Genomic DNA, 23374 nt, shown 5'->3' with positions numbered 1-23374 from the left:
GCGAATGGGGCGCGCAGCGGCCCCAGGATCTTGGCATCATGCAAGATTGTCGGGATCGCCCTGCGGTCCTTTCGCGGCACAAGGCCGCTCCTACAAAGGCACCCGTGTTTCAAATATGTTTCACCCATGCCAAGCTGGCACCCATCGCGCAAAACAACTAAAGCTTCAGTGAGCACTGAAAAAACCAGCCCACCCCCGGGCCAGGCTCACCGCCGCACCCATTGGCCCCGCACAGGGGCATAGAAGAAAAGGGGGCCCGACCATGCTGACCCTGCTCAACCTGCTCTCCGCCGTGGCGCTGCTGGTGTGGGGCACCCATATCGTGCGTACCGGCATCCTGCGGGTGTACGGCTCGAACCTGCGTCGGGTGCTCGGCCAGAACATGAACAAGCGTCCGCTGGCGTTCATTGCCGGAATCCTGGTCACCGCCATGGTCCAGAGCAGCAACGCCACCGCCATGCTGGTCACCTCGTTCGTCGGCCAGGGCCTGATGGCCATGACCCCGGCCCTGGCGATCATGCTCGGCGCCGACGTGGGCACCGCGCTGATGGCGCGGGTGCTGACCTTCGACCTGTCCTGGCTGTCGCCGCTGCTGATCTTCCTCGGGGTGATCTTCTTCCTCTCGCGCAAGCAGACCCGCGCCGGCCAACTGGGCCGAGTGGGCATCGGCCTGGGCCTGATCATCCTGGCGCTACAGCTGATTGTCCACGCCGCCGCGCCGATCACCCATGCCCAGGGGGTCAAGGTACTGTTCGCCTCGCTGACCGGGGACATCCTGCTCGACGCCCTGATCGGCGCGCTATTCGCCATGATTTCCTACTCGAGCCTCGCCGCCGTGCTGCTCACCGCCACCCTGGCCGGCGCCGAGGTGATCAGCCTGCCGGTGGCCATCGGCCTGGTGATCGGCGCCAACATCGGCAGCGGCCTGCTCGCCTTCCTCACCACCAGCCTGCAGAACAGCGCCGGGCGCCGGGTGGCACTGGGCAGCCTGCTGTACAAGATCGTCGGCCTGTTGCTGATCATCCCGGTGCTGCACCCGCTGGTGGAATGGATGGACAGCCTGAGCTTCAGCCCGCAGGAGCTGGTGATCGGCTTCCACCTGCTCTACAACACCCTGCGCTGCCTGCTGATGCTGCCGACGGTCAAACCCATGGGCCGGGTGTGCAACTACCTGCTGCCAGAGCGCGACAACGGCAACGGCCACCACCAGCCACGCCACCTCGACCCGACCGCGCTGAACACCCCCAGCCTGGCGCTGGCCAACGCCGTGCGCGAGACCCTGCGCCTGGGCGATATCGTCGACAGCCTGCTCGAAGCCATGCTCGGCGCCCTGCGCGGCACCCAGACCGCCATGCCGCAGCAGGTGCGGGCCCTGGGCGAGGACGCCGAGGCCCTGTACAACGCCATCAAGCTGTACCTGGCGCAGATGCCCCGCGAGGATCTTGGCGAGCAGGACAACCGGCGCTGGGCGGAGATCATCGAGCTGGCGATCAACCTCAAGCTGGCCAGCGACCTGATCGAGCGCATGCTGCGCAAGGTCCAGCAGCAGAAGACCTCGCAGCGCCGGGAGTTCTCCCAGGTCGGCCTGGAGGAACTGACCGGCCTGCAGGAGCAGCTGCTGGCCAACCTGCGCCTGGGCCTGTCGGTGTTCCTCAGCGCCGACCCGCAGAGCGCGCACCAGCTGCTACGCGAGAAACGCCGCTTCCGCGCCCAGGAACGGCGCCTGGCCCATGCCCATGTCAGCCGCCTGCAACGTAAAGTGGTGCAGAGTATCGAGACCAGTTCGCTACACTTGGAGCTGATTGCCGACATGAAGCGTTTGAACTCTTTGTTCTGCAGCAGTGCCTATGTGGTACTGGGCGGCACCGACACCGGCGGGCTGATGCTCGACAGCGTGCCGGACGAAGCCCGCCAGCCTTGAGCCCAGACACCCCGGAGACCGAAGCTCGCTTATGCGTTGCCTGTTGTTCGCCTGCCTGCTGATCCTCAGCCTGCCCACGCTCGCCCTCGACCGCTCGCGGGTCGAGGGCTACCTGCTGCCCAACGGCCTGCAAGTGATCCTCAAGTCCGGCTACGAGCGCGACCATGTGTCGATCCGCCTGGTGGTTGGCGTGGGCCTGGACGACTTCGACTGCGACCAGCGCGAGCTGCCGCACCTGCTCGAGCACCTGCTGTTCAGCGGGATCGACGAGACGGGCGAGGGCGGCCTGGAAGAGCGCATGCAGGCCCTGGGCGGGGAGTGGAACGCCTTCACCAGCAGCGCCGACACCACCTTCGTCATCGAGGCCCCGGCGCGTAACCAGCGCAAGGTGCTCGACCTGCTGTTGGCGATCATTCGCGACACCCGCATCGACGAAAAGGCGCTGGCCACGGCGAAGAAGATCATCGAACGCGAGGATGGCGGCCACTACGGCCGCCTGCAGCGCTGGCTCGACCGCCAGGACATCGGCCACCCGGCCAGCGACCAGCTGGCCACCGAGCTGGGCCTGAAGTGCCCCGAGCGCTCCAGCCTCGACGACATGACCCTGGAGCAAGTCCGGCAACTGCGTGAGCACTGGTACGTGGCCAACAACATGTCGCTGATCGTCGTCGGCGGCCTCGACCGCCTGCTTCCGGCCTACCTGGAACGCACCTTCGGCGAGCTGCCGGCCACCGAACCCGGGGAGCGCCGCAACCTGGAGAGCATCAGCCAGCAGGCCGAGCAGCGCCGCGACCTGACCCGCGGCTGGCTGGGCGACAACATCAAGCTGCACTGGCTGTTCATCGAGCCGACGCTGGAGGAGGGCCACGACCAGACCCTCGAGCTGCTCTCGCGTTACCTGGACTGGGCGCTGTACGACCAGTTGCGCCTGCGTCACGGCCTGTCCTATGGCCCGTCGGTGCAACGCGAGAGCTTCGGCGACAGCGGGATGCTCAGCCTCAATGCCGACCTTGAGCGCCAGGACCTCGACGAGGCGCTGAAGGTGCTCGGGGAGCTGTTCGACCACCTGCGCAAGCACGGCCTGGACCCGGACACCTTCGCCCGGATCAAGGAGGCGGCAATTGCCCGGGAAAGCTGGACCACCCAGGGCAACGCGGCGCTCGCCGACTATTACTGGGGGGCGCTCAACGCCTACGAGGACGGGCATTTCACTGATACGGTGCGGCAACTGCGTCAGGTCAGCCTCAAGCAGGCCGACGCGGCGCTGCGCGAACTGCTCAAGGAACCGGGGTACCTGCGCATCGAGAAGCCGTTGCTGGGGTATGACGAACTGTATGGGCTGGTGGCACTGGTGCTGGGGCTGATCCTGGCCGCGGGGCTGATCCGCCGGCGCCGCGTGGTGGCCAATCGCCCCAGTGGTGCTACACGGGAGCCGTGATTCGGCGGTATCCTGTCGGCCAACAGCGTCCGCTCCCACGACGCCTCGAACACGCCCTTTCCTGTTGTAAACCCATGCCCCCGATCCCCAGCTTCATCCTGCGCATCATCGAGCTGCTCAAACGCTATCCCGGCATCATCGCGCTCTACGGTTTCCTCTCGGGGATCGGCAGCTTCATCCTGGTCGACCGCCAGGCCGGGCTGGCCAGCTGGATCGCCATCGTCATGCTGGTCAGCTGGATCTGGCTGATGCTGGAGAACACCCTCACCGAGCTGTTCGCCCGCACCTTCAAGCGCGAGATCCCGCAGCCGCTGCTGCGCTTCGCGACGCAAATGATCCACCAGGAAAGCCTGTTCTTCGTCCTGCCGTTCTTCTTCATCACCACTACCTGGAACAGCGGCCAGCTGATCTTTACCGGCCTGCTCGGCGCCGCCGGTCTGATCTCGATCATCGACCCGCTGTACCACAAGTGGCTGGCGCCACGCCGCTGGCTGTTCCTCGCGCTGCACACCCTGACGCTGTTCGCCGCGATGCTCACGGCGCTGCCGATCATCCTGCACCTGACCACCGCGCAGAGCTTCAAGCTGGCGCTGATCGCCGCCATGGTGCTGTCGTTCCCGAGCCTGGCCAGCAGCTTCCCGATCAACAACTGGCGCCGCGGCGTGGCCCTGGTGCTGGTGACCCTGGCGGTCGGCGGCGGCGGCTGGCTGCTGCGCTCCTGGGTGCCGCCGGCCACGCTGTGGATGACCGACGTGGCGATCAGCACCGAAGTGCTCAACCGCCAGCCGGGCGCCTCGCTGGACGAAGTGGCCGCCAGCCGCATCCGCAGCGGTGGGCTGTACGCCTATACCGCCATCAACGCGCCCCGTGGCCTGAACGAGCGCATCTACCATGTATGGCAGCTGGACGGTAAGGAAGTGGACCGTATCGCCCTGGATATCCACGGTGGGCGCAAGGAAGGCTACCGGGCCTGGACCCACAAGCAGAACTTCCCGGCCAATCCGGTGGGCAAGTGGCAGGTGAGGGTGCTGACCGAGGACGGGCAGGTGATCGGGGTGTTGCGGTTCAAGGTGGTGGACGACACCGCCCGCTGAAAAACCTGTAGGAGCGGCCTTGCCGAGGCGTCGGACCGGCCGGAAAGGGCTGCGAAGCAGCCCCGGGATTTCAGCCTCAAGGCAGAAATTGCCGGGGCCGCTGTGCGGCCCTTTCGCGGCACAAGGCCGCTCCTACAGGAATGCGCCCCGCTGCGCTATGATCAGCCTCTATGCCCTCAGTCAGACGCATGGAGCCTATGACCGTCCCGAGCGCCACCCTGGACACCACCGAGCAGCCTTCGCGCCTGCGCATCGTCGGCGACTGGACCCTGGCCCACTACGCCAGCCTCAAGCGAGAATGCGAGCGCCTGGGCAGCCAGTACGGCGATGACACCCAGGTCGATCTCAGCCAGCTGGGCCGCCTGGACACCGCCGGCGCCTCGCTGCTGGCCGAGCTGCTTGGCTCCGAACGCCTGTCGCGCTGCACCGACGAACTCCCCGATGCCAGCCGCGCGCTGCTGAAGAACGTCTACTGCTCGGTGCAGGACTACTGCATCCCGGTCAAGGAGCCGGAGCAACCGGTGCTGCTCCTGCTGCTGGCACGCATCGGCCGCGCCGTCGACCAGCTGTGGCAGGATACCAACCAGGTACTGGGCTTCATCGGCCTGATCCTGCAGACCCTGTTCCTGCGCCTGTTCCAGCCGCACCGCTGGCGCGTCACGCCGGTGGTCGCGCACCTCGAGCAGACCGGCCTGGACGCCGCGCCCATCGTCGCCTTGCTGACCTTCCTGGTGGGCGCGGTGGTGGCCTTCCTCGGCGCCACGGTGCTGGCCGACTTCGGCGCGACCATCTTCACCGTCGACCTAGTGGCGTTCTCCTTCTTGCGTGAATTCGCCGTGCTGCTGACCGCCATCCTCATGGCCGGCCGCACCGCCAGCGCGTTCACTGCACAGATCGGCTCGATGAAGGCCAACGAAGAGATCGACGCCATCCGTACCCTGGGCCTGAACCCCATCGAACTGCTGGTGGTGCCGCGGGTGCTGGCGCTGCTGATCGCGCTGCCGCTGCTGACCTTCGTCGCCATGCTCTGCGGCATGATCGGCGGCGCGGTGGTCTGCGCCCTGACCCTGGACATCTCGCCGGCCATGTTCCTCTCGCTGCTGCAAAGCGACATCGGCGTGCAGCACTTCCTGGTGGGCCTGGCCAAGGCGCCGTTCTTCGCCTTCCTGATCGCCGCCATCGGTTGCCTGGAAGGCTTCAAGGTCAGCGGCAGCGCCGAGTCGGTGGGCGCTCATACCACGTCTGCCGTGGTGCAATCGATCTTCGTGGTGATCGTGCTGGACGCGGTGGCCGCGCTGTTCTTCATGGAGATGGGCTGGTGACTGAAGCGGTGATCGAAGCCCGGGGCCTGTGCAATCGCTTCGGCAGCCAGAGCGTGCACGAGAACCTCGACCTGGACCTGTACCGCGGCGAGATCCTCGCCGTGGTCGGTGGCTCGGGCAGCGGCAAGTCGGTGCTGTTGCGCAGCATCGTCGGCCTGCGCCGGCCCAACGAAGGCACGGTCAAGGTGTTCGGCCAGGACCTGGCCACCCTCGACGAAACCCAGCGCTCGCTGGTCGAACGCCGCTTCGGCGTGCTGTTCCAGAAGGGCGCGCTGTTCTCCTCGCTGACCGTCACCGAGAACGTCGCCCTGCCGCTGATCGAGCATGCCGGGCTGTCACGGGCCGATGCCGAGCACCTGGCCGGGGTCAAGCTGGCCCTGGCCGGGCTGCCGATCAGCGCCGCCGACAAGTACCCGGCGTCGCTGTCCGGCGGCATGATCAAGCGCGCCGCCCTGGCCCGTGCCCTGGCCCTGGACCCGGACATCCTGTTCCTCGACGAGCCCACCGCCGGCCTCGACCCGATCGGCGCCGCCGCCTTCGACCAGTTGATCCTGACCCTGCGCGACGCCCTGGGGCTGTCGGTGTTCCTCATCACCCACGACCTGGACACCCTCTACACCATTACCGACCGGGTGGCGGTGCTGTCGCAGAAGAGGGTGCTGGTGGCAGGGCCCCTGGCCGAGGTCGAGCAGACCGACGACCCATGGATTCACGAATACTTTCACGGCCCGCGTGGCCGGGCGGCCGAAGACGCCGCCCTGCGCGCCCGCCAGGAGCGCTGAACGATGGAAACCCGAGCTCATCATGTCCTGATCGGCCTGGTCACCGTGCTGGTGGTGGCCGGCGCCATGCTGTTCGGCCTGTGGCTGACCAAGTCCAGCGTCGACGACGCCTTCAAGGACTACGAAGTGGTGTTCAACGAGGCGGTCTCAGGCCTGTCCCGCGGCAGCCCGGTGCAGTACAACGGCATCAAGGTCGGTGACGTCAGCAGCCTGCGCCTGGACCCGAAGGATCCGCGCCGTGTGCTGGCCCGAGTGCGCCTGAGCGGCGACACGCCGGTCAAGGAAGACACCCAGGCCAAGCTGACCCTGGCCGGGGTGACCGGCAACTCATTCATCCAGCTCAGCGGCGGCACCCCGCAGAGCCCCGAACTCAAGGGCAGGGACGGCAAGCTGCCGGTGATCGTCGCCTCGCCGTCGCCGATCTCACGCCTGCTCAACGACAGCAGCGACCTGGTGACCAACATCAACCTGCTGCTGCACAACGCCAACCTGATGTTCTCCGAAAGCAACATCGAGCGCCTGAGCAACACCCTGGCCAACCTGGAGCAGACCACCGGCGCCTTTGCCAGCCAGAAGGGCGGCATCGCCGACGCCATCGAGCAACTGGCCCAGGTCGGCAAGCAGGCCAACGCCACCCTGGCCGAGACCCAGGCGCTGATGCGCAATGCCAACGGCCTGCTCGGCACCCAGGGCAAGCAGGCCATCGGCAGTGCCGAACAGGCCATGCAGTCGCTGGCCGAAAGCACCGCCACCATCAACAGCCTGCTGCAGGACAACCGCCAGTCCCTGGACGACGGTGCCCAGGGCCTGAACCAGATCGCCCCGGCGATCCGCGAACTGCGTGAGACCCTCAACTCGCTCAAGGGCATCTCCCGGCGCCTGGAAGCCGACCCCAGCGGCTACCTGCTGGGCCGCGACAACAACAAGGAGTTCCAGCCATGATCCCGTCGCTGCGCCTGGCCTTCGCCGCCGCCACGCTGAGCCTGGTTTCGGCCTGTTCGATCCTGCCGCAGAGCGAGCCTGTGGATATCTACCGCCTGCCGGTGAACCAGGCGGCCCGCGCCGCCGCGCCGCTGGACTGGTCGCTGCGCCTGAACAAGCCGCTGGCCAGCGAAGCCCTGGCCGGGCCGCGCATCGCGGTGATCCCCCAGGGTGACGTGATCAGCAGTTACAAGGGCGCACGCTGGAGCGACCCGACGCCGATGCTGGTGCGCAACCGCCTGCTCGACGGTTTCCAGCGCGATGGCCGGGTGCAGCGCCTGAGCGCCGATGACAGCAACCTGCAGGCTGACTACGAGCTGGGCGGCGAGCTACAGGCCTTCCAGAGCGAATACCGCCCGGGTGGGGCGGTGGAGGTGGTGATCCGCTACGACGCGCGGCTGGTGCAGGGCCGCAGCCAGCGCATCCTCGCGAGCAAACGCTTCGAGGTGCGCCAGGCGCTGGGCGAACAGCAGGTGCCTGCGGTGGTCGCCGGCTTCGGCGCGGCCAGCGATCAGCTGGCGCGCCAGGTGATCGACTGGACCGTCAGCCAGGCTCAGGCGAAGAACCAGTAGCAGACGAAGATCGCCGCGATCACCCCGGACAGCTCGGCCAGCAGGGCGCAACCGACGGCGTGGCGCACGCGCTGGATGCCCACCGCGCCGAAGTACACCGCCAGGACGTAGAAGGTGGTCTCGGTGCTGCCCTGGATGGTCGCCGCCACCAGCGCCGGGAAGCTGTCCACGCCCTGGGTCTGCATGGTCTCGATCAGCATGGCCCGCGCCGCGCTGCCGGAGAACGGCTTGACCAGCGCGGTGGGCAGGCCCTCGACGAAGCGGGTGTCCAGGCCCATCCAGGTCACCGCGTGGCGGATGCCGTCCAAGGCCAGTTCCAAGGCGCCCGAAGCGCGCAGCACACCGACCGCCACCAGCATCGCCACCAGGTAGGGCAGCAGCCCCTTGGCCACGTCGAAACCTTCCTTGGCGCCCTCGACGAAGGCCTCGTACACCTGCACCCGTCGTAACGCGCCGATCACCAGGAACAGCATGATCACGCCGAACAGCGTCAGGTTGCCAAGGATCGACGACAGGCTGGCCAGCGCGGCCGCCGACAGCGTGCCGAGGAAGGCCATGAAGCCGCCCAGCAGCAGGGCACCGGGGATCAGGTAGGCAAGCACCACCGGGTCCCATAGGCGCAGGCGCTGCATCACCGCCACCGACAGCAGGCCGACCAGGGTCGAGCAGCTGGTGGCCAGCAGGATCGGCAGGAACACCATGGTCGGATCGGGCGCGCCTTGCTGGGCGCGGTACATGAAGATGGTCACCGGCAGCAGGGTCAGCGACGAGGCGTTTAGTACCAGGAACAGGATCTGCGCGTTGCTCGCCGTGGTGCTGCTGGGGTTGAGCTCCTGCAGCGAGCGCATGGCCTTCAGGCCGATGGGCGTGGCGGCGTTGTCCAGGCCCAGGCCGTTTGCGGCGAAGTTCATGGTGATCAGGCCCAGGGCAGGGTGGCCGGGCGGCACTTCCGGCATCAGCCGGGCGAACAGCGGGCCGAGGACCTTGGCCAGCCATTCGACGATACCGGCCTTCTCGGCGATCTTGAGGAAACCCAGCCACAGGGTCAGGGTGCCGAACAGCAGGACCATGACCTCCACCGACAGCTTGGCCATGGCAAAGATGCTCTCGACCATCGCGGCGAAGATGCCGGCGTTGCCGCCCACCAGCCATTGGGCCAGGGCGGAAATGGCCGCCACCAGGAAAAAGCCGAGCCAGAGGCCGTTGAGCATCCGTGTGTTCCCCCGTGAAAAATGCCCGAATGATAGCGCAATCGCCGCGCCCTCTGTGGGAGCGGGTTTACCCGCGAACACCGGCGAAGCCGGTGCCAGCCACCGAGTTGCCTGCTTCGCGGGTAAACCCGCTCCCACAGGACCCGATGCTCCACGAATGAATGCAAAAAGCCCCGACAAGTCGGGGCTCTTCGCTCAGCTCAGTGGCTTACTGGTTGACGGTCTTGCCCGCCACCACAGCCTCTTTCTTGCCTTTTTCCAGCACCAGCGACTGGTAGTACGCCGCGCCTTTCTCGGCGTCGTACATGCCCTGCCACTTGGCGATGACCACCGCGGCCAGGGCGTTGCCCACCACGTTCAGCGCGGTACGGGCCATGTCCATGATGCGGTCGACACCGGCGATGAAGGCCAGGCCTTCCAGCGGAATGCCCACGCTGCCCAGGGTGGCCAGCAGTACCACGAAGGACACGCCCGGCACGCCGGCGATACCCTTGGAGGTGACCATCAGGGTCAGCACCAGCAGCAGTTGCTGGCTCCAGGACAGGTCGATGCCGTACAGCTGGGCGATGAAGATCGCCGCGATGCTCTGGTACAGGGTCGAACCGTCGAGGTTGAACGAGTAGCCGGTCGGCACCACGAACGAGCAGATCGACTTCGGCGCGCCGTACTTCTCCATCTTCTCGATCACGCGCGGCAGCACGGTCTCGGAGCTGGAGGTGGAGTAGGCGAGGATCAGCTCGTCCTTCATGATGCGCATGATCTTGATGATCGAGAAGCCGAACACGCGCGCCACCAGGCCCAGCACCATGAAGGCGAAGAAGGCGATGGCGAAGTACACCAGCAGCACCAGCTTGGCCAGCGGCAGCAGGGAAGCGAAGCCGAAGTTGGCGACGGTCGCGGCGATCAGGGCGAACACGCCGATCGGGGCGTAGTTCATGATCATGTGGGTGACCTTGAACATGGTCTCCGACACGCCCTGGAAGGTACGCACCAGCGGCTCGCGCAGGTCGGCGTTGAGGCTCGAAAGGCCCATGCCGAACATCACCGAGAAGAAGATGATCGGCAGCATCTCGCCACGCATCAGCGCCGCGAAGATATTCGACGGGATCAGGTTGAGCAGGGTCTCGATGAACGCGTGCTCATGCTGCACCTCGGCCGCGGTGGCCTGGTACTTGGAGATGTCGACGGTGCCCAGGGTGCTCATGTCGATGCCGGCGCCCGGGTGGAACACATTGGCCAGGACCAGGCCGACGACGATGGCGATGGTGGTCACCACCTCGAAGTAGATGATGGTCTTCAGGCCGATGCTGCCCAGTTTCTTCGCGTCGCCAACCCCGGCGATGCCCACGATCAGCGACGAAATCACGATCGGGACGACGATCATCTTGATCAGGCGAATGAAGATGTCGCCGGCCGGCTGGAGGACGTTGCTGATCCACCATGCCTTTTCTGCACTGAAATGATTCAGCAGCGCGCCGACTGCAACGCCCAGCAACAGACCAATCACGATCTGCCAGGCGAGGCTCAGTTTTGCCTTCTTCATGTCATTACCCTTTGTTGTAGTGGTCACGGGCACCGGCCGAAAAGACGCATGCCAGAGCGGCTGAAAGCCATTCCGGTTGCGCCTGGTCAGTCCGGCGTCCCACTGTAAGGACACCGCGAGCGAACATTGCTGGCGCTCGGGCCGAGGAAAAAGGCGGCAACTATTGCGACGTGGGGAGGGGCAGTCTAATGCCGGAAACGACTACCCTATGCCGAATCGGCATGAGACTAGAATCCAAAATCGGGCATCGCCAAGCCCTTGATTTTCAACGTTCGGATTTCCGAACAAGACCAAAGTGCCAGTTTTAGGCCGATTTGACGGTGGGACAGAAAGGTGTGAAGTGGCGTGTTCGACAATCCGAATGGCTGAAATGCCACGCGAACTGACCTGTCGGACAACAAAAAAAATTTCGATATACGGTAGCGACAAAATGTGTCTGAAGTAAAAAGTCGCTCGTATTAAAGGAAGGAGTCTTACAGGCGCTTCGGAAGCCAGATCGGTCACTTCGTCCTGTTCGGACCCAACCGACCTGCAACTTCCGATGCCACCCTCTCCTGACCCGGCCCATGACGGAGGCACTCCCTGTACCCCTAGGCCACTGCGACCCTGCAACAGTCAGAGCGGCCCGGCCCCCTGGTCATGCGCCGCCCCTCCTAGGGGCGGCGCATCATAGAAGCCTGAAAGATAAAAAGGTTCAGCTTCTATAGCATTACAGTCCGCGACCGCTGGTCAGTACCAGTTCGGGTCGCGCTTGAGCTGCTCCTGCAGCAGAGCCTTCATCCCGTCATCCGGCTTGCCCAGCCAACGGTAGTCGGCATGACGGGTGGGTGACTTGTCGGCAGGCAGCCCTTCGGGCACTTCCACGAGCATGCCGTAGGCGTCCTCCTTGTCCCAGCTGAAGGCCACGATCAGGCGCTTGTAGGTGCACTTGCCTTCGGACTCGCACAACGGGCCGACCAGATACTGGTCGCCGTCCTCGGTCACTGCCGACATCTGCTGCGCCGAACTGCCGCTCAGGTTGATCACCCACTCGGGCAGGCGCTCTTCGTGCTTGATGGTCTTTTGCCAGGTTTCCCGGTACTCGGGATCCGAGCCCAGCAGCTGGTTGGCCCGAACCTGGCCGTCATTGGCCGCCAGCGCCGTCGCGCCACTGCCCAGCAGCAACGCGACGACCAGGGCCTTGGGGAGCATCCTGCTCATGGTCATCAACCTCTGCCGCGGCCGAAGAAGAAGGAGGCGACGAACAGCACCAGGAAGACAATGAACAGGATCTTCGCGATACCGGTCGCGGCGCCAGCGATGCCGCCAAAGCCCAAAACCGCGGCGATGATGGCGATGATCAGGAAGGTGATTGCCCAACTAAGCATGATGTTTCTCCTTTTCTTGTGCGAAATCGGTCGATGGCGTCAGAACACCCAACGCTCCTCGGGCTGGACGCGCTCGAGCACGGCAGGCGCATTGTCGGCACTGGGCAGCGGCTCGGCGGCCTTGACCAGAGTGGTGGCATGGGTTGCCCGCATTTGCGTCAACAGCGCGGTCTGCACCGCCACCTGCTCGGCCAGACGGGCGGTCTGCCAGCTGTGGTAGAAGAGGCCCGCCGCCAGGGTGAGCAGCAGGGCCATGCCGAGGAACAACAGCTGGTGCAGGGGGACTACAGCGCTCTGCGTACGATTGTCTTGGGGGCGATTCATGCCGGCTCCTCCTGCTGTGCTTGTTATCCATTCTGCAAAGGTCGTTGCAGCCTGCATGCCAGCCTTAACAAGAAAAAAATATTCTTTTAAATCATATAGTTAACCAATTTCACGATGTAAATCAGGGACGTATCCTGCACGATGCCCCGATAACGGGTCGTGCGATTTGCACGATCAACCCTCTACCTTGGTCGCGACCTTCAGCAGATCGCCATCCACCCCCCGCACACCAACGATCTGCCTCGCGACCTCCACGGCTATGGTCTTCTGCTCGCTACTGACCACTTCACCCGATAGCCTGACGATTCCTTTGTCGCTGGACACCTTGATATTCAAACCGTCGAGGTTTCGGCTGAAGCGATAGCTGGCCTGGATCTTGTCGACGATCCAACTGTCGCCAGGCTGCGGGCCGTCTGGGGCATCAACAGGTTTCTCCCTGGCCTTGGCCAGGGCCGTGCTGTCCAGGCTGACCAGATTGCTGACCATGTGCACACCGTCGGTCGTTCGCGCGAGCACTCCAGCGAGGTCCTTGGCCTCAGGGCTGTCGACCTTGCCTCGCAAGGTCACGACACCCTCGCGACTTTCCACCTCGATGGCAGCTTTTTCCGTTACACGACTCCACAGCAACCGTGCGCGAACCACAGCCGCCAAGGTGGCATCCTCCAGACGCTGCGCGTAGGCACGTGGCTCCAGCGGCCTGTCCACCAACCCAGGCTCCACTTGCAGCTGATTGTCTACCTGCTCGATCCCGCGCGTGGCCAGCGCTACCTGTTCGGCCAAGGATCGTTCGACCGGATTCTCCACCGCACCCGACAGCCGCACGCGCTGGTCATCAACCACTACTTTTATAGAGAAGGGATTAAGCATGGGATTCAGAGAAAGGGCCGTCTGCAGTGCACCTTCAAGACGCGCATCCTGAATTGGGTCGGCCTGGGCCGGGACAATCGTCGCCAGTGCACAAGCCGCCAGCACGGCTATTCGAGCGTAAATGGTCATCATGGAACCTCCTTTCGCATACCTCAGCCCCAGACGCTCGCAAACGTCATGCCGGCCAATTGCCAATAGGTAACTTCAGATTTATCAGTTAGTTAGTCATCATGCAGGCATACGGCTAGCATGCATGTAGCGGAATCAATCAGAATCGACCATGCAACTTGCCCGATTTTTCCGACACTAATTGAGATCAATCCCAAAGGAGCGCAGGAAATGGAATCAGCCCAGGACAACCAAGGCCGCATTCTGCTGGTGGACGACGAGTCCGCCATCCTGCGCACGTTCCGCTATTGCCTCGAGGACGAGGGCTACAGCGTGGCCACCGCCAACAGCGCCGCCCAGGCCGAGGCCCTGTTGCAGCGCCAGGTGTTCGACCTGTGTTTCCTCGACCTGCGCCTGGGCGAGGACAATGGCCTGGACGTTCTGGCTCAGATGCGTATCCAGGCGCCGTGGATGCGGGTGGTGATCGTCACCGCCCATTCGGCCATCGACACTGCGGTGGATGCCATCCAGGCCGGCGCCGCCGACTACCTGGTCAAGCCCTGCAGCCCCGACCAGCTGCGCCTGGCCACCGCCAAGCAGCTGGAAGTGCGGCAACTGTCGGCGCGCCTGGAGGCCCTCGAAGGCGAGGTGCGCAAACCCAAGGACGGCCTCGACTCCCATAGCCCGGCGATGATGGCGGTGCTGGAAACCGCGCGCCAGGTGGCGACCACCGACGCCAACATCCTCATCCTCGGCGAGTCGGGCACCGGCAAGGGCGAGTTGGCCCGCGCCATCCATGGCTGGAGCAAGCGGGCGCGCAAGGCCTGCGTGACCATCAACTGCCCCTCGTTGAATGCCGAGCTGATGGAAAGCGAGCTGTTCGGCCACACCCGCGGCGCCTTCACCGGCGCCAGCGAGAGCACGCTGGGGCGGGTCAACCAGGCCGATGGCGGCACGCTGTTTCTCGACGAGATCGGCGATTTTCCGCTGACCCTGCAGCCAAAACTGCTGCGTTTCATTCAGGACAAGGAGTACGAGCGGGTCGGTGACCCGGTCACTCGCCGGGCGGACGTGCGGATCCTCGCGGCCACCAACCTCAACCTCGACGAGATGGTCCGCGAGAACCGCTTCCGTGAAGACCTGCTGTATCGGTTGAACGTCATCACCCTGCACCTGCCGCCGCTGCGCGAGCGCAGCGAGGACATCCTGACCCTGGCCGACCGCTTCCTGGCCCGCTTCGTCAAGGAGTACTCGCGCCCGGCTCGCGGCTTCAGCGACGAAGCCCGGGCCGCGCTGCTCAACTACCGCTGGCCGGGCAATATCCGCGAACTGCGCAACGTGATCGAACGGGCCAGCATCATCTGCCCGCAGGAGCGGGTGGAGATCGCCCACCTGGGCATGGCCGAGCAACCCGCCAGCAACGCGCCCAGGGTCGGCGCGGCGCTGAGTCTGGATGAACTGGAGCGCGCCCATATCGGCGCGGTGCTGGCCACCAGCGACACCCTTGACCAGGCGGCCAAGACCCTGGGTATCGACGCCTCCACCCTGTACCGCAAGCGCAAGCAGTACAACCTATGAAATGGCCGATGAAGCTGCGCACGCGGCTGTTCCTCAGCATCTCGGCGTTGGTCACGGTAGCCCTGCTGGGCCTGATGCTGGGGCTGTTCAGCGTGCTGCAGATGGCAGCCCTGCAGCAGCGCGTGGTGCAGGACACCACCCACACCCTGGAGCTGGGCCTGAAGCTGCGGCAAAACCTGGGTGAGCAGTTGAACCTGATCCTCGACGAGGACACCGCCCCGGCCAGCCTGGTGACCTTGCAGGACCAATTCCAGGCCCTGCTCAAGCAGGGGCTGGAGCAGGGCGGCGAGCGCACGGGTTTCAGCAAGGCCGCCAGCAACTACCAGGCATTCGTCCAGGCCTACCGGCAGAGTCCCACACCCGCCCGCAGCATGGGCGTGGACCAACCCCTCGGCGCCGCCTTCAACCAGGTCCGTACCGACCTGCTGGACTCCCACCGCCAGGCCCTGGAGCACATCGCCCGCAGCGAGGAGAAATCACGCGACCGCGCCCTGCTGATCAGCGGCTTGCTCGGGCTGATGGGCCTCACCGTGCTGGTGCTCGGTTTCATTACCGCGCACAACATCGCCCGCCGCTTCGGCCAGCCGATCGAGGCGCTGGCCAAGGCCGCCGACCAGGTCGGCCAGGGCAATTTCGACGTCACCCTGCCGGTGACCCAGGCCACCGAGCTCAACCAGCTGACCCGCCGCTTCGGCCTGATGGCCGATGCCCTGCGCAAGCACCAGGCCACCAACATCGACGAACTGCAGGCCGGCCAGCAACGCTTGCAGGCGGTGCTTGACAGCATCGATGACGGCCTGCTGATCATCGATCGCCAGGGCCGCCTTGAACACCTCAACCCGGTGGCCCAGCGCCAGCTCGGCTGGGACCCTAGCCGGCTCGGCGCAAGCCTGGCCGAGGCCCTGCAGCGCCCGGAGCTGGAAAAGCAACTGCGCCAGGTGCTGCGCGGCGGCAGCCTGGACCGCCCGCCGGACGACCTGAGCCTGGAGGTGGATGAGGAAACCCGTCTGCTGACCTACAGCCTGACCCCGGTCAGCCACCCCGAGGGGCCGATCCTCGGCGCGGTGATGGTGCTGCACGACGTCACCGAGCAACGCGCCTTCGAGCGGGTGCGCAGCGAATTCGTGCTGCGCGCCTCCCACGAGTTGCGCACGCCGGTCACCGGCATGCACATGGCGTTCGGCCTGCTGCGCGAGCGGGTCAGTTTCCCGCCAGAAGCGCGCGAGAACGACCTGCTCGAGACCATCGCCGAGGAGATGCAGCGCCTCACCCAACTGATCAACGACCTGCTCAACTTCTCCCGTTATCAAAGCGGCCTGCAGAAGCTGGAACTGGCCCCCTGTGCCCTCGACGAACTGTTCGAGCGCGCCCAGGCACGCTTTGCCGAACAGGCCTCGGGCAAGCAGATCGAGCTGATACGCGAGCTGGAACCGCCGTTGCCGCGCATCCAGGCCGACGTCGCGCAACTCGACCGGGTGCTCGACAACCTGCTGCACAACGCCATCCGCCACACCGGCAGCGGCGGGCGCATCCGCCTGCACGCACGGCGTCACGCCGAGCGGGTGATCATCAGCGTCGAGGACAACGGCGAAGGCATCGCCTACGGCCAGCAAGGGCGGATCTTCGAGCCGTTCGTGCAGGTCGGGCGCAAGAAGGGCGGGGCCGGCCTGGGCCTGGCGCTGTGCAAGGAGATCGTCCAGCTGCATGGCGGGCGGATGGGGGTGTTCTCGCGACCAGGGCAGGGCACGCAGTTCTACATGGCCTTACCGGTCTGACATCGCTTCTTGGTGGAAGCGGCGGCGCGCCGATGCGACTTGCCCCGCGATGAGGGCGGCCCAGGCAACCTAGCCTCAAGGCTCATCATCGATCCGCCGCCCCGCCACCCGCCGCCCCCGGGTAATCAGCTCGGCAAATTGGCGCGCGTTCAACGGATGGGCGAACAACCAGCCCTGCCCATAGTTGACTCCCTCGCTGTTGAGCAGCTCCGCCTGGTCCTCTGACTCGATGCCCTCGGCGATCACCCGCAGGTGCAGGTCGTGGGCCATGCGGATGATGTGCGGCGCCACGCCGCTGCTGGCGGCGTCATGGCCGAGGGCGTCGATGAACGACTTGTCGATCTTCAGGCAGTCCACCGGCAACGTCTGCAAGTAGGCCAGGCTGCAGTAGCCGGTGCCGAAGTCATCGATCAACACCTGGTGACCCACGGCGCGCAAGGCCTGCAGGTTGTCCCGCGCCACCACCACGTCGATCAGCCCGCGTTCGGTCACCTCGAAGGCGATCTGCCTGGGCGCCACCCGATGATGGGCCAGCAGCCGCGCCGCCACCCGGCCGATACGCGGCGCCATGACATCGCAGGCCGCCAGGTTCACCGAGATGTACAGCTGGCGGTTGGCCCGCAGCAACTGCCCCAGCTGCTCCAGTACCCGCTGCAGGACGAAGTCGGTGATCTGGCGAATCTGCCCGGTGTTCTCCGCCAGGGGAATGAACAGCTCCGGGCTGGTCAGGCTGCCGTCCGGACGGCGCCAGCGCACCAGCGCCTCGGCCCCGACGCAGCGGCGGCTGTCCAGCTCGAAGATCGGCTGGTACAGCACCTGAAGCTCGCCCCGGCGCAAGGCCTGCTGTAGCTCCGAGCTCATCGAGCGACGTTGCAGGATCAGTTGCAGCACCAGCCAGCCGATGCACGCAGCCAGCACCAGGCTGCCGGGGAACAGCAACCAGAGCAGGCCGTTGAGCTTCAGGGGCAGGCTGGCGCGGGGGGCGATCAGCACCAGCTGGTAGTCCGGCGACTTGGTGGACATGCGATAGACCAGCCGGTCGGGCAGCTCGATCAGCGACTTGCCCTGCGGCGGCGGCCAATCGGCGATCGGTGGCCAGGGTTGCGCCGGCCCCAGCACCGGGATGGCCCGCGTGCCCCGGTCCAGCACCACCAGCAGGCTGCCGCCCGGGGGCAGGTCGACCACGTCGGTAAGGTGGCCACGGGAGGTCGACACCACGAAGCGTCCCCGGCCCAGCATCAGCGCCGCGAGGTTCTCGTTGGGCTCGGTGGTGGTGTTGAGCCAGTAGCTGTAGGTCGGGCCCTGGATATCAGGGCTGCGCAAGGGTTCGATGGTCCGCTCGCCGCCGCGGTTCGAACAGGCCAGCGTGCCTTCCACATAGGACGCCTCGTAGATGAACCGCGACTTCAGCGCCACCTGCTGCAGTTGCGCCAGCATCTGCGGGTCGCAGCCGCGCAGGGGCTGCGCCTGAAGCTGGTCCACGCCCTCGCGCAACTGACCGAAGACCTGCTCCAGGCGCTCCAGGAAACGCTCGCCCTGGGCATTCATCTGCGCGCTTTCGCTCTGCTTCATCTGCTGCAAGGCAACGTTGACGCTGATCGCCAGCAACAGCACGGCACTGGCCAACGCCGCGAGCGCGGCCAACAGCCAGGGTCGGTGGAAAAATTGACGCACCGAAGCGAGGAGGTCAAACATGCGTGGCATCCAGTTGAATACCAAAGGTATAGCAACTGAATCGATGCTTGGCGTGGCCGCTGGGCGTGTGGAGCGGTCCTATCGAGGATCGCCCAGCGATTTATGGTGCGCTGTTACACAGGAAGAAAAGGTGCAGGCTCTACCAGCGTGGGAGCGGGCTTGCCCCGCGATCACCGGCGAAGCCGGTGCCATGCACCGCATCGCGGGGCAAGCCCGCTCCCACGCTGAACATTCAAAAAACCGTATTAGCGCTTGCGGTTGAGCACCTGCAACATCGCCGCGGTCTGCGCATCCGGCACACCGTCGAAGCGCTGCGGGCGGAAGCGCATCTGGAACGCAGCGATCACATGGCGGGTGGACACATCCAGCTCGCCGGTCTGGTCGATGGCGTAGCCAAAGCGCGCCAGCTGCTGCTGGTACCAGGTGACGCTCGGCGGATTGACCTCGAAATAGGCCTGCTGGCGTGCCACCGAGGCAGCGTCCGGCCAGATGCCCAGACCGGCGTCGGCCAGGCGCTTCCAGGGGAACAGCGGGCCGGGGTCGAGCTTGCGCAACGGCGCGATGTCGCTGTGGCCGATGATGTGGCGCGGGTCGATGTTGTTGCGCTTGACGATGTCCTTGAGCAACGCGATCAGCGCCTGCACCTGCGCTTCGCTGTACGGGTGCCAGACCCGCCCGGTCGGCGTGTCGGTATACCCCTCGTTGACGATCTCGATGCCGATGGAGCTGGAGTTGAGCCAGGTGCGACCCTGCCACTGGCTGTCCCCGGCATGCCAGGCGCGGCGGTTCTCGTCCACCAGCTGATACACCGTGGCCGGGCCGTCACCGATCAGGTAGTGGCTGCTGACTTCGCCATGGGTCAACAGGGCGAGTGAACGCTCCAGCGAGGCATTGGTGTAATGCAGCACGACGAACTGGATACGGCTGTCCTGGTTGGCCGAAGGATGGCTGCGGTCGATGCGCAGGCCACTGGAACAACCTGCCAGGGCCAGCAGGAGCAGGGCGGTGAAGAGTCTTTTCATTGCAGGGGGCACGTGATGGAGTCAGCGGCGACAATGCTACAGTATAACGTGCCCGCCACGATTGCTCACCCTGAACCCGACTAACCCTGTTCCACCCGATTGCGCCCCAGCTCCTTGGCCCGGTATAACGCCTCGTCGGCACGCTTGAGCACCTGGTCGCCACGCTCGCCGGAACGGAAGGCGCTGATGCCGATGGAAGTGGTGATGACCACTCGCTCGCCCTTGAAGTGGAACGGGCAGGCCTCGATGGCCGCCCGCAGCGTTTCGGCCACCTGAGCCGCAGCCGGCGGCGATGTCTGCGGCAACAGCAGGACAAATTCCTCGCCACCGAAACGGGCGATGAAGTCGCGCCCGCGCAGGCGCTTGCGTAGCTGGTCGGCAACGATCTTCAGCACTTTGTCGCCCGCCAGGTGACCATAGCCGTCGTTGATGCGCTTGAAATGGTCGAGGTCGAGGATGGCCATGGCCAGGTGGCCGCCGTTTTCCTGCCAGTCGAGCACCTCGCGCTCGACCTGCTCGCTCCAGGCCGCACGGTTGGGCAGGCCGGTAAGCGGATCGATCATGGCTTTCTGGCGCTGCTCCTCCAGGTGCTCGCGGTAACCGAGGGCCTCCTGCTCCATGCTCGCCACGCGCTCGGCCAGGCCTTGCAGGCGGCTGGCCAGCTCGTGCTCGCGACGGTCGCGCTCGTGCTGGTGATCGTCCATGGTCACCAGCAGGCCCTCGAGGCGGTTCTCCAGGATGTGCTTGAGGCTGTCGACATCGACGGCGCCCTGCACGCTGCTTTGCAGGCCATCGACCTGCTCGCGCAGCTGGCTGTCCAGCTCGCGGGCGGCGGAGCTGTTGTCGGCATGGCCGGCGCTGGCTTCGTGCAGATGGCTCTGGAAAGTCTCCAGGCGCTCGTTGAGCTGTTGCAGGTAGGCTTCGAACTCATGCTGGCCACTGTCGGTGATCGCCAGCATGAGCACGGCCAGGTCATCCAGGACCGGAATCAGCTCGTACCAGTTCAGCCCCCGTGAAACCCGCTCGCGCATCTCCAGGGCCTGGGCCTTGTGGCGCTCCGGCAGGCTGAGGTCATCGAGCAGGCCGATCAGGGTCTGCTCGATATGGGCGGCGACCTGGCTGTACGGTGGCTCGACCGCGTCGGGGAGAGCATAAGGGCCGTCTTCGCCGATAACCTCATCTGTCGCAGGTTCCAGCTCATCCGGTACGGGTTGCACGTCCTCGACAAGCGCCACGGGCTCAGCAACCGCTACGTCAACGGGCTCCACCTCGGCTTGAGGTTCGGCTTTCGGTTCGACAACGGGCACTGGCGTGGTTTCAACCAACGCTGGACCGGGCAGTTCAGTTTCCGGCTCGGGTTCCGGTTCGGGCAATTCGGCTGGCGCAGTGTGCTCCTGCGCAGGCTCAGGCGCGACAGGCGGCACAGGTGCAAGAGCATGCAGTTCATCGGCATCCCTGGCCTGCGCCTCAGGCGCGATGACGGGAGACTCCTGCGCCGCAGGCACAGGTACTTCGACGGCCACAGGCGCAGGCACCATCTCGCCCGGGGCCTCGTCACGGCCACCGAACAGGCGCTGCAGAAAGCCCGGGCGGGCCTCTTCCTCGGGCTTTTGCACCGCGCTCAGGGCGCGCCCCTGCAAGCCGCTGAGCTCACCCAGCAAGGGCGGCAGTTCGCGGGACTGGCTGACCCCACCGTCGAGCTTCTTCGCCAGCTTTTTCAGCGGCCGCGACACCTCGCCCGGCAGCGGCAGGGTCTGCAGCTGGGTGACCAGCGCGGTCAGCGCCTCGCTGACCTGGTTCATGCGGGTCTCACGACGCTGCTCGGAGTCGAGCACGGCTTTTTCCAGGCGGGGAATCAGCCCGGCGAGGCCGGCGTCCATATTGTCGCTGCGGATGACCTCGCGCATTTCCTTCATGCACTGGTCAACGGTCTTGTCGCTACCTTCAGCCGCCAGGGTGCTGCGCACCAGGCCACGGCGCAGCAGGTCGAGGCGGGCTTCCCAGCGCCGCTCGAGCTTTTCCTGCTGCTCGATGCTCTTGAGGTATTTTTCTTTCCAGCGCTCGGCTTCTTCGGTCATGCCTGGATCCGCAACGGGTAGTGGCATCTAGTCCTGCAATCACTGGATTTCGGCGGAAAAGCCCAACACTTGAGTGCAGGATTCGCCCAGGCAGGACTAACTCAGGACCGGCAGCGTATCCACTGTCAGGGCATCAGGCAATCGGATCTCGACGGCAACCGGAAGGTGGTCGGAAATAGGCTGCGCCAGCACCTCGACACGTTCGAGCGTCAGGCTTGGGCTGAGCAGGATATGGTCCAGGCAGCGCTGGGGGCGCCAACTGGGGAAGGTGGCCTCGACCTGGGGCGCGATCAGGCCCAGGTCACGCAGTGGCGAGTGGTCGATCAGGTCGTTGGCATGGGTGTTCATGTCGCCCATGAGGATCTGGTGGCGATAGCCACCGATCAGCTCGCGGATGTAGGCCAGCTGACGGGCGCGGGTCTTGGCGCCGAGGGCCAGGTGCATCATCACCACGATCAGCGCATCCTCGCCCTCGCCGAAGCGCACCAGTATCGCCCCGCGGCCGGATGGGCCGGGCAGGGGATGGTCTTCCAGGTGCTGGGGCTTGAGACGGCTGAGCACACCGTTGCTGTGCTGGGCAAAACGCCCGAGGTTGCGGTTGAGCTGCTGGTACCAGTAGGGGAAGGCACCCAGATGGGCCAGGTGCTCGACCTGGTTGACGAAGCCGGAACGCAGGCTGCCGCCATCGGCTTCCTGCAGGGCCACCAGGTCGAAGTCGCCGAGCAGGTCGCCGATCTTCTGCAGGTTGCCGGCGCGCCCGTTGTGCGGCAGCAGGTGCTGCCAGCTGCGGGTGACATAGTGCCGATAACGCTCGGTGCTGATACCGACCTGGATGTTGAAGCTGAGCAGCCGCAGGCGACCATCTTCCGGCAGGCCGGTGGCCCGCAGGTGATGCTCGTTGACCTGCGGCTGGGGCAGGCCAATGCCTCGCGTGGCACGCAAGCGCATGGCGGTCGCCGCTTACTTAGCGGCGCGCTCCTTGGCGATCAGTTGGTCAGCGACGTTCAGCACGCCTTCCGGACCTTGGGCGGTGCCCAGGTCGAAGCGGTACTTGCCGTTGACGACCATGCTCGGGACGCCGGTGATCTCGTACTTCTTGGCCAGTTCCTTGGCCTGGTTGACCTGCCCCTTGATGGCGAAGGAGTTGAAGGTGGCGAGGAACTTGTCCTTGTCCACGCCCTGGGTGGCCAGGAAGTCGGCCATTTCCTCAGGCTTGGTCAAGCGCATGCGCTTGTTCTGGATGGCATCGAATACCGCGTTGTGGACGTTGTGCTCCACACCCATGGCTTCCAGGGTCAGGAACATCTGGCCGTGGGCATCCCATGGACCACCGAACATGGCCGGTACGCGCTTGAAGTTGACGTCCTTGGGCAGCTTGTCGACCCAAGGGTTGATGACCGGCTCGAAGTGGTAGCAGTGCGGGCAGCCATACCAGAACAGCTCGACGACTTCGATCTTTCCGGGTACCGAAACCGGGACCGGGTTGCTCAGCTCGATATATTCCTTGCCGGCGGTGGCAGGCTCCGCGGCCTGCACGGCGGCCATACCGAATACGCTGGCGGCGACCAGCGCGGCGCTGAGAATCAGTTTACGCATGCTTTACTCCTGAGCAGTCTTTGGTCGCCTCGACGCGACCCGTGTAGGACAGGCCGGGAAGGGCTCGAGTTCTGTAGTGTAACGGCTATGGACAGAAAAA

21 protein-coding genes are annotated in these 23374 nt (G+C 65.3%); 10 read left to right on the top strand and 11 right to left on the bottom strand.

The window, feature by feature from the left end; genetic code table 11:
• The first annotated feature begins 262 nt into the window (after nt 1-262).
• From VUG52_RS00525 to VUG52_RS00495, 7 genes are all read left to right on the top strand, one after another.
• Nucleotides 263-1921, top strand: coding sequence for a Na/Pi cotransporter family protein (locus tag VUG52_RS00525; RefSeq protein WP_050703220.1), 1659 nt, complete (start codon nt 263-265; stop codon nt 1919-1921).
• A gap of 31 nt (nt 1922-1952) precedes the next feature.
• On the top strand, nt 1953-3359 hold the full coding sequence (locus VUG52_RS00520) for a M16 family metallopeptidase (protein ID WP_050703219.1): 1407 nt from the start codon (nt 1953-1955) through the stop codon (nt 3357-3359).
• Between the two features lie 74 nt (nt 3360-3433).
• Nucleotides 3434-4453, top strand: a complete 1020-nt coding sequence (locus tag VUG52_RS00515) for a DUF5924 family protein (protein WP_050703218.1) — start codon at nt 3434-3436, stop codon at nt 4451-4453.
• 188 nt (nt 4454-4641) lie between these two features.
• Nucleotides 4642-5775, top strand: a complete 1134-nt coding sequence (locus tag VUG52_RS00510) for an ABC transporter permease (RefSeq protein WP_050703217.1) — start codon at nt 4642-4644, stop codon at nt 5773-5775.
• Nucleotides 5772-6557 carry an ABC transporter ATP-binding protein gene (locus tag VUG52_RS00505; protein WP_050703216.1) on the top strand — a complete coding sequence of 262 codons (786 nt, stop codon included), beginning with the start codon at nt 5772-5774 and terminating at the stop codon, nt 6555-6557. The genes VUG52_RS00510 and VUG52_RS00505 overlap by 4 nt, the downstream gene beginning before the upstream one ends.
• Nucleotides 6558-6560: 3 nt before the next feature.
• Complete coding sequence (locus VUG52_RS00500; RefSeq protein WP_050703215.1) at nt 6561-7499, top strand: MlaD family protein; 939 nt, start codon at nt 6561-6563, stop codon at nt 7497-7499.
• Nucleotides 7496-8110, top strand: a complete 615-nt coding sequence (locus VUG52_RS00495) for an ABC-type transport auxiliary lipoprotein family protein (protein WP_050703214.1) — start codon at nt 7496-7498, stop codon at nt 8108-8110. Before VUG52_RS00500 ends, VUG52_RS00495 begins: the two co-directional genes overlap by 4 nt.
• Here VUG52_RS00495 and VUG52_RS00490 read toward each other — a convergent pair.
• From VUG52_RS00490 to VUG52_RS00465, 6 genes are all read right to left on the bottom strand, one after another.
• Nucleotides 8092-9321, bottom strand: a complete 1230-nt coding sequence (locus tag VUG52_RS00490; protein WP_050703213.1) for a nucleoside recognition domain-containing protein — start codon at nt 9319-9321, stop codon at nt 8092-8094. The genes VUG52_RS00495 and VUG52_RS00490 overlap by 19 nt on opposite strands.
• Nucleotides 9322-9529: 208 nt before the next feature.
• A complete protein-coding gene (gene gltP, locus VUG52_RS00485; protein WP_050703212.1) occupies nt 9530-10864 on the bottom strand; it encodes a glutamate/aspartate:proton symporter GltP in 1335 nt (444 codons plus the stop codon).
• A 729-nt stretch (nt 10865-11593) separates the two neighbouring features.
• Nucleotides 11594-12064: an inhibitor of vertebrate lysozyme family protein gene (locus VUG52_RS00480; protein ID WP_050703234.1), complete on the bottom strand. Its 471-nt coding sequence runs from the start codon at nt 12062-12064 to the stop codon at nt 11594-11596.
• A 5-nt stretch (nt 12065-12069) separates the two neighbouring features.
• Nucleotides 12070-12231: a DUF1328 domain-containing protein gene (locus tag VUG52_RS00475; protein WP_008092060.1), complete on the bottom strand. Its 162-nt coding sequence runs from the start codon at nt 12229-12231 to the stop codon at nt 12070-12072.
• Nucleotides 12232-12270: 39 nt separating this feature from the next.
• The gene (locus VUG52_RS00470; protein ID WP_050703211.1) at nt 12271-12555 is read right to left on the bottom strand and encodes a hypothetical protein; all 285 of its coding nucleotides are present in this window, start codon (nt 12553-12555) and stop codon (nt 12271-12273) included.
• A gap of 174 nt (nt 12556-12729) precedes the next feature.
• Nucleotides 12730-13551 (bottom strand): BON domain-containing protein, encoded by an 822-nt coding sequence (locus VUG52_RS00465; protein WP_050703233.1) that lies wholly within the window; start codon nt 13549-13551, stop codon nt 12730-12732.
• Between the two features lie 210 nt (nt 13552-13761).
• Between VUG52_RS00465 and algB the strand changes: the two genes are divergently transcribed.
• Entirely contained in the window at nt 13762-15108 is a 1347-nt protein-coding gene (gene algB, locus VUG52_RS00460; protein ID WP_050703210.1) for a sigma-54-dependent response regulator transcription factor AlgB, read from the top strand.
• Nucleotides 15105-16883 carry a KinB sensor domain-containing domain gene (locus VUG52_RS00455; RefSeq protein ID WP_220689959.1) on the top strand — a complete coding sequence of 593 codons (1779 nt, stop codon included), beginning with the start codon at nt 15105-15107 and terminating at the stop codon, nt 16881-16883. The genes algB and VUG52_RS00455 overlap by 4 nt, the downstream gene beginning before the upstream one ends.
• A gap of 75 nt (nt 16884-16958) precedes the next feature.
• Here VUG52_RS00455 and VUG52_RS00450 read toward each other — a convergent pair whose 3' ends face one another.
• Nucleotides 16959-18578, bottom strand: a complete 1620-nt coding sequence (locus VUG52_RS00450) for an EAL domain-containing protein (RefSeq protein WP_050703207.1) — start codon at nt 18576-18578, stop codon at nt 16959-16961.
• Between VUG52_RS00450 and VUG52_RS00445 the strand changes: the two genes are divergently transcribed.
• Complete coding sequence (locus VUG52_RS00445) at nt 18577-18840, top strand: hypothetical protein (RefSeq protein ID WP_156329565.1); 264 nt, start codon at nt 18577-18579, stop codon at nt 18838-18840. The genes VUG52_RS00450 and VUG52_RS00445 overlap by 2 nt on opposite strands.
• Here the strand turns inward: VUG52_RS00445 and VUG52_RS00440 are convergent.
• The 4 genes from VUG52_RS00440 to dsbA all read right to left on the bottom strand — a co-directional run bounded on the left by VUG52_RS00440 (nt 18824) and on the right by dsbA (nt 23274).
• Nucleotides 18824-19600, bottom strand: coding sequence for an N-acetylmuramoyl-L-alanine amidase (locus VUG52_RS00440; RefSeq protein WP_050703206.1), 777 nt, complete (start codon nt 19598-19600; stop codon nt 18824-18826). The two genes, VUG52_RS00445 and VUG52_RS00440, sit on opposite strands and share 17 nt — an antisense overlap.
• 80 nt (nt 19601-19680) lie before the next feature.
• On the bottom strand, nt 19681-21678 hold the full coding sequence (locus VUG52_RS00435) for a GGDEF domain-containing protein (RefSeq protein ID WP_050703205.1): 1998 nt from the start codon (nt 21676-21678) through the stop codon (nt 19681-19683).
• Nucleotides 21679-21774: 96 nt separating this feature from the next.
• A complete protein-coding gene (locus VUG52_RS00430) occupies nt 21775-22626 on the bottom strand; it encodes an endonuclease/exonuclease/phosphatase family protein (protein WP_050703204.1) in 852 nt (283 codons plus the stop codon).
• Between the two features lie 12 nt (nt 22627-22638).
• On the bottom strand, nt 22639-23274 hold the full coding sequence (dsbA, locus tag VUG52_RS00425; protein WP_050703203.1) for a thiol:disulfide interchange protein DsbA: 636 nt from the start codon (nt 23272-23274) through the stop codon (nt 22639-22641).
• Nucleotides 23275-23374 lie beyond the last annotated feature (100 nt).

Source organism: Pseudomonas sp. LH21, assembly GCF_036549575.1.
Lineage (GTDB): Bacteria > Pseudomonadota > Gammaproteobacteria > Pseudomonadales > Pseudomonadaceae > Aquipseudomonas > Aquipseudomonas peradeniyensis.
The sequence above is the reverse complement of the archived record's forward strand: the minus strand, read 5'-3'. Positions and strand labels throughout refer to the sequence as shown.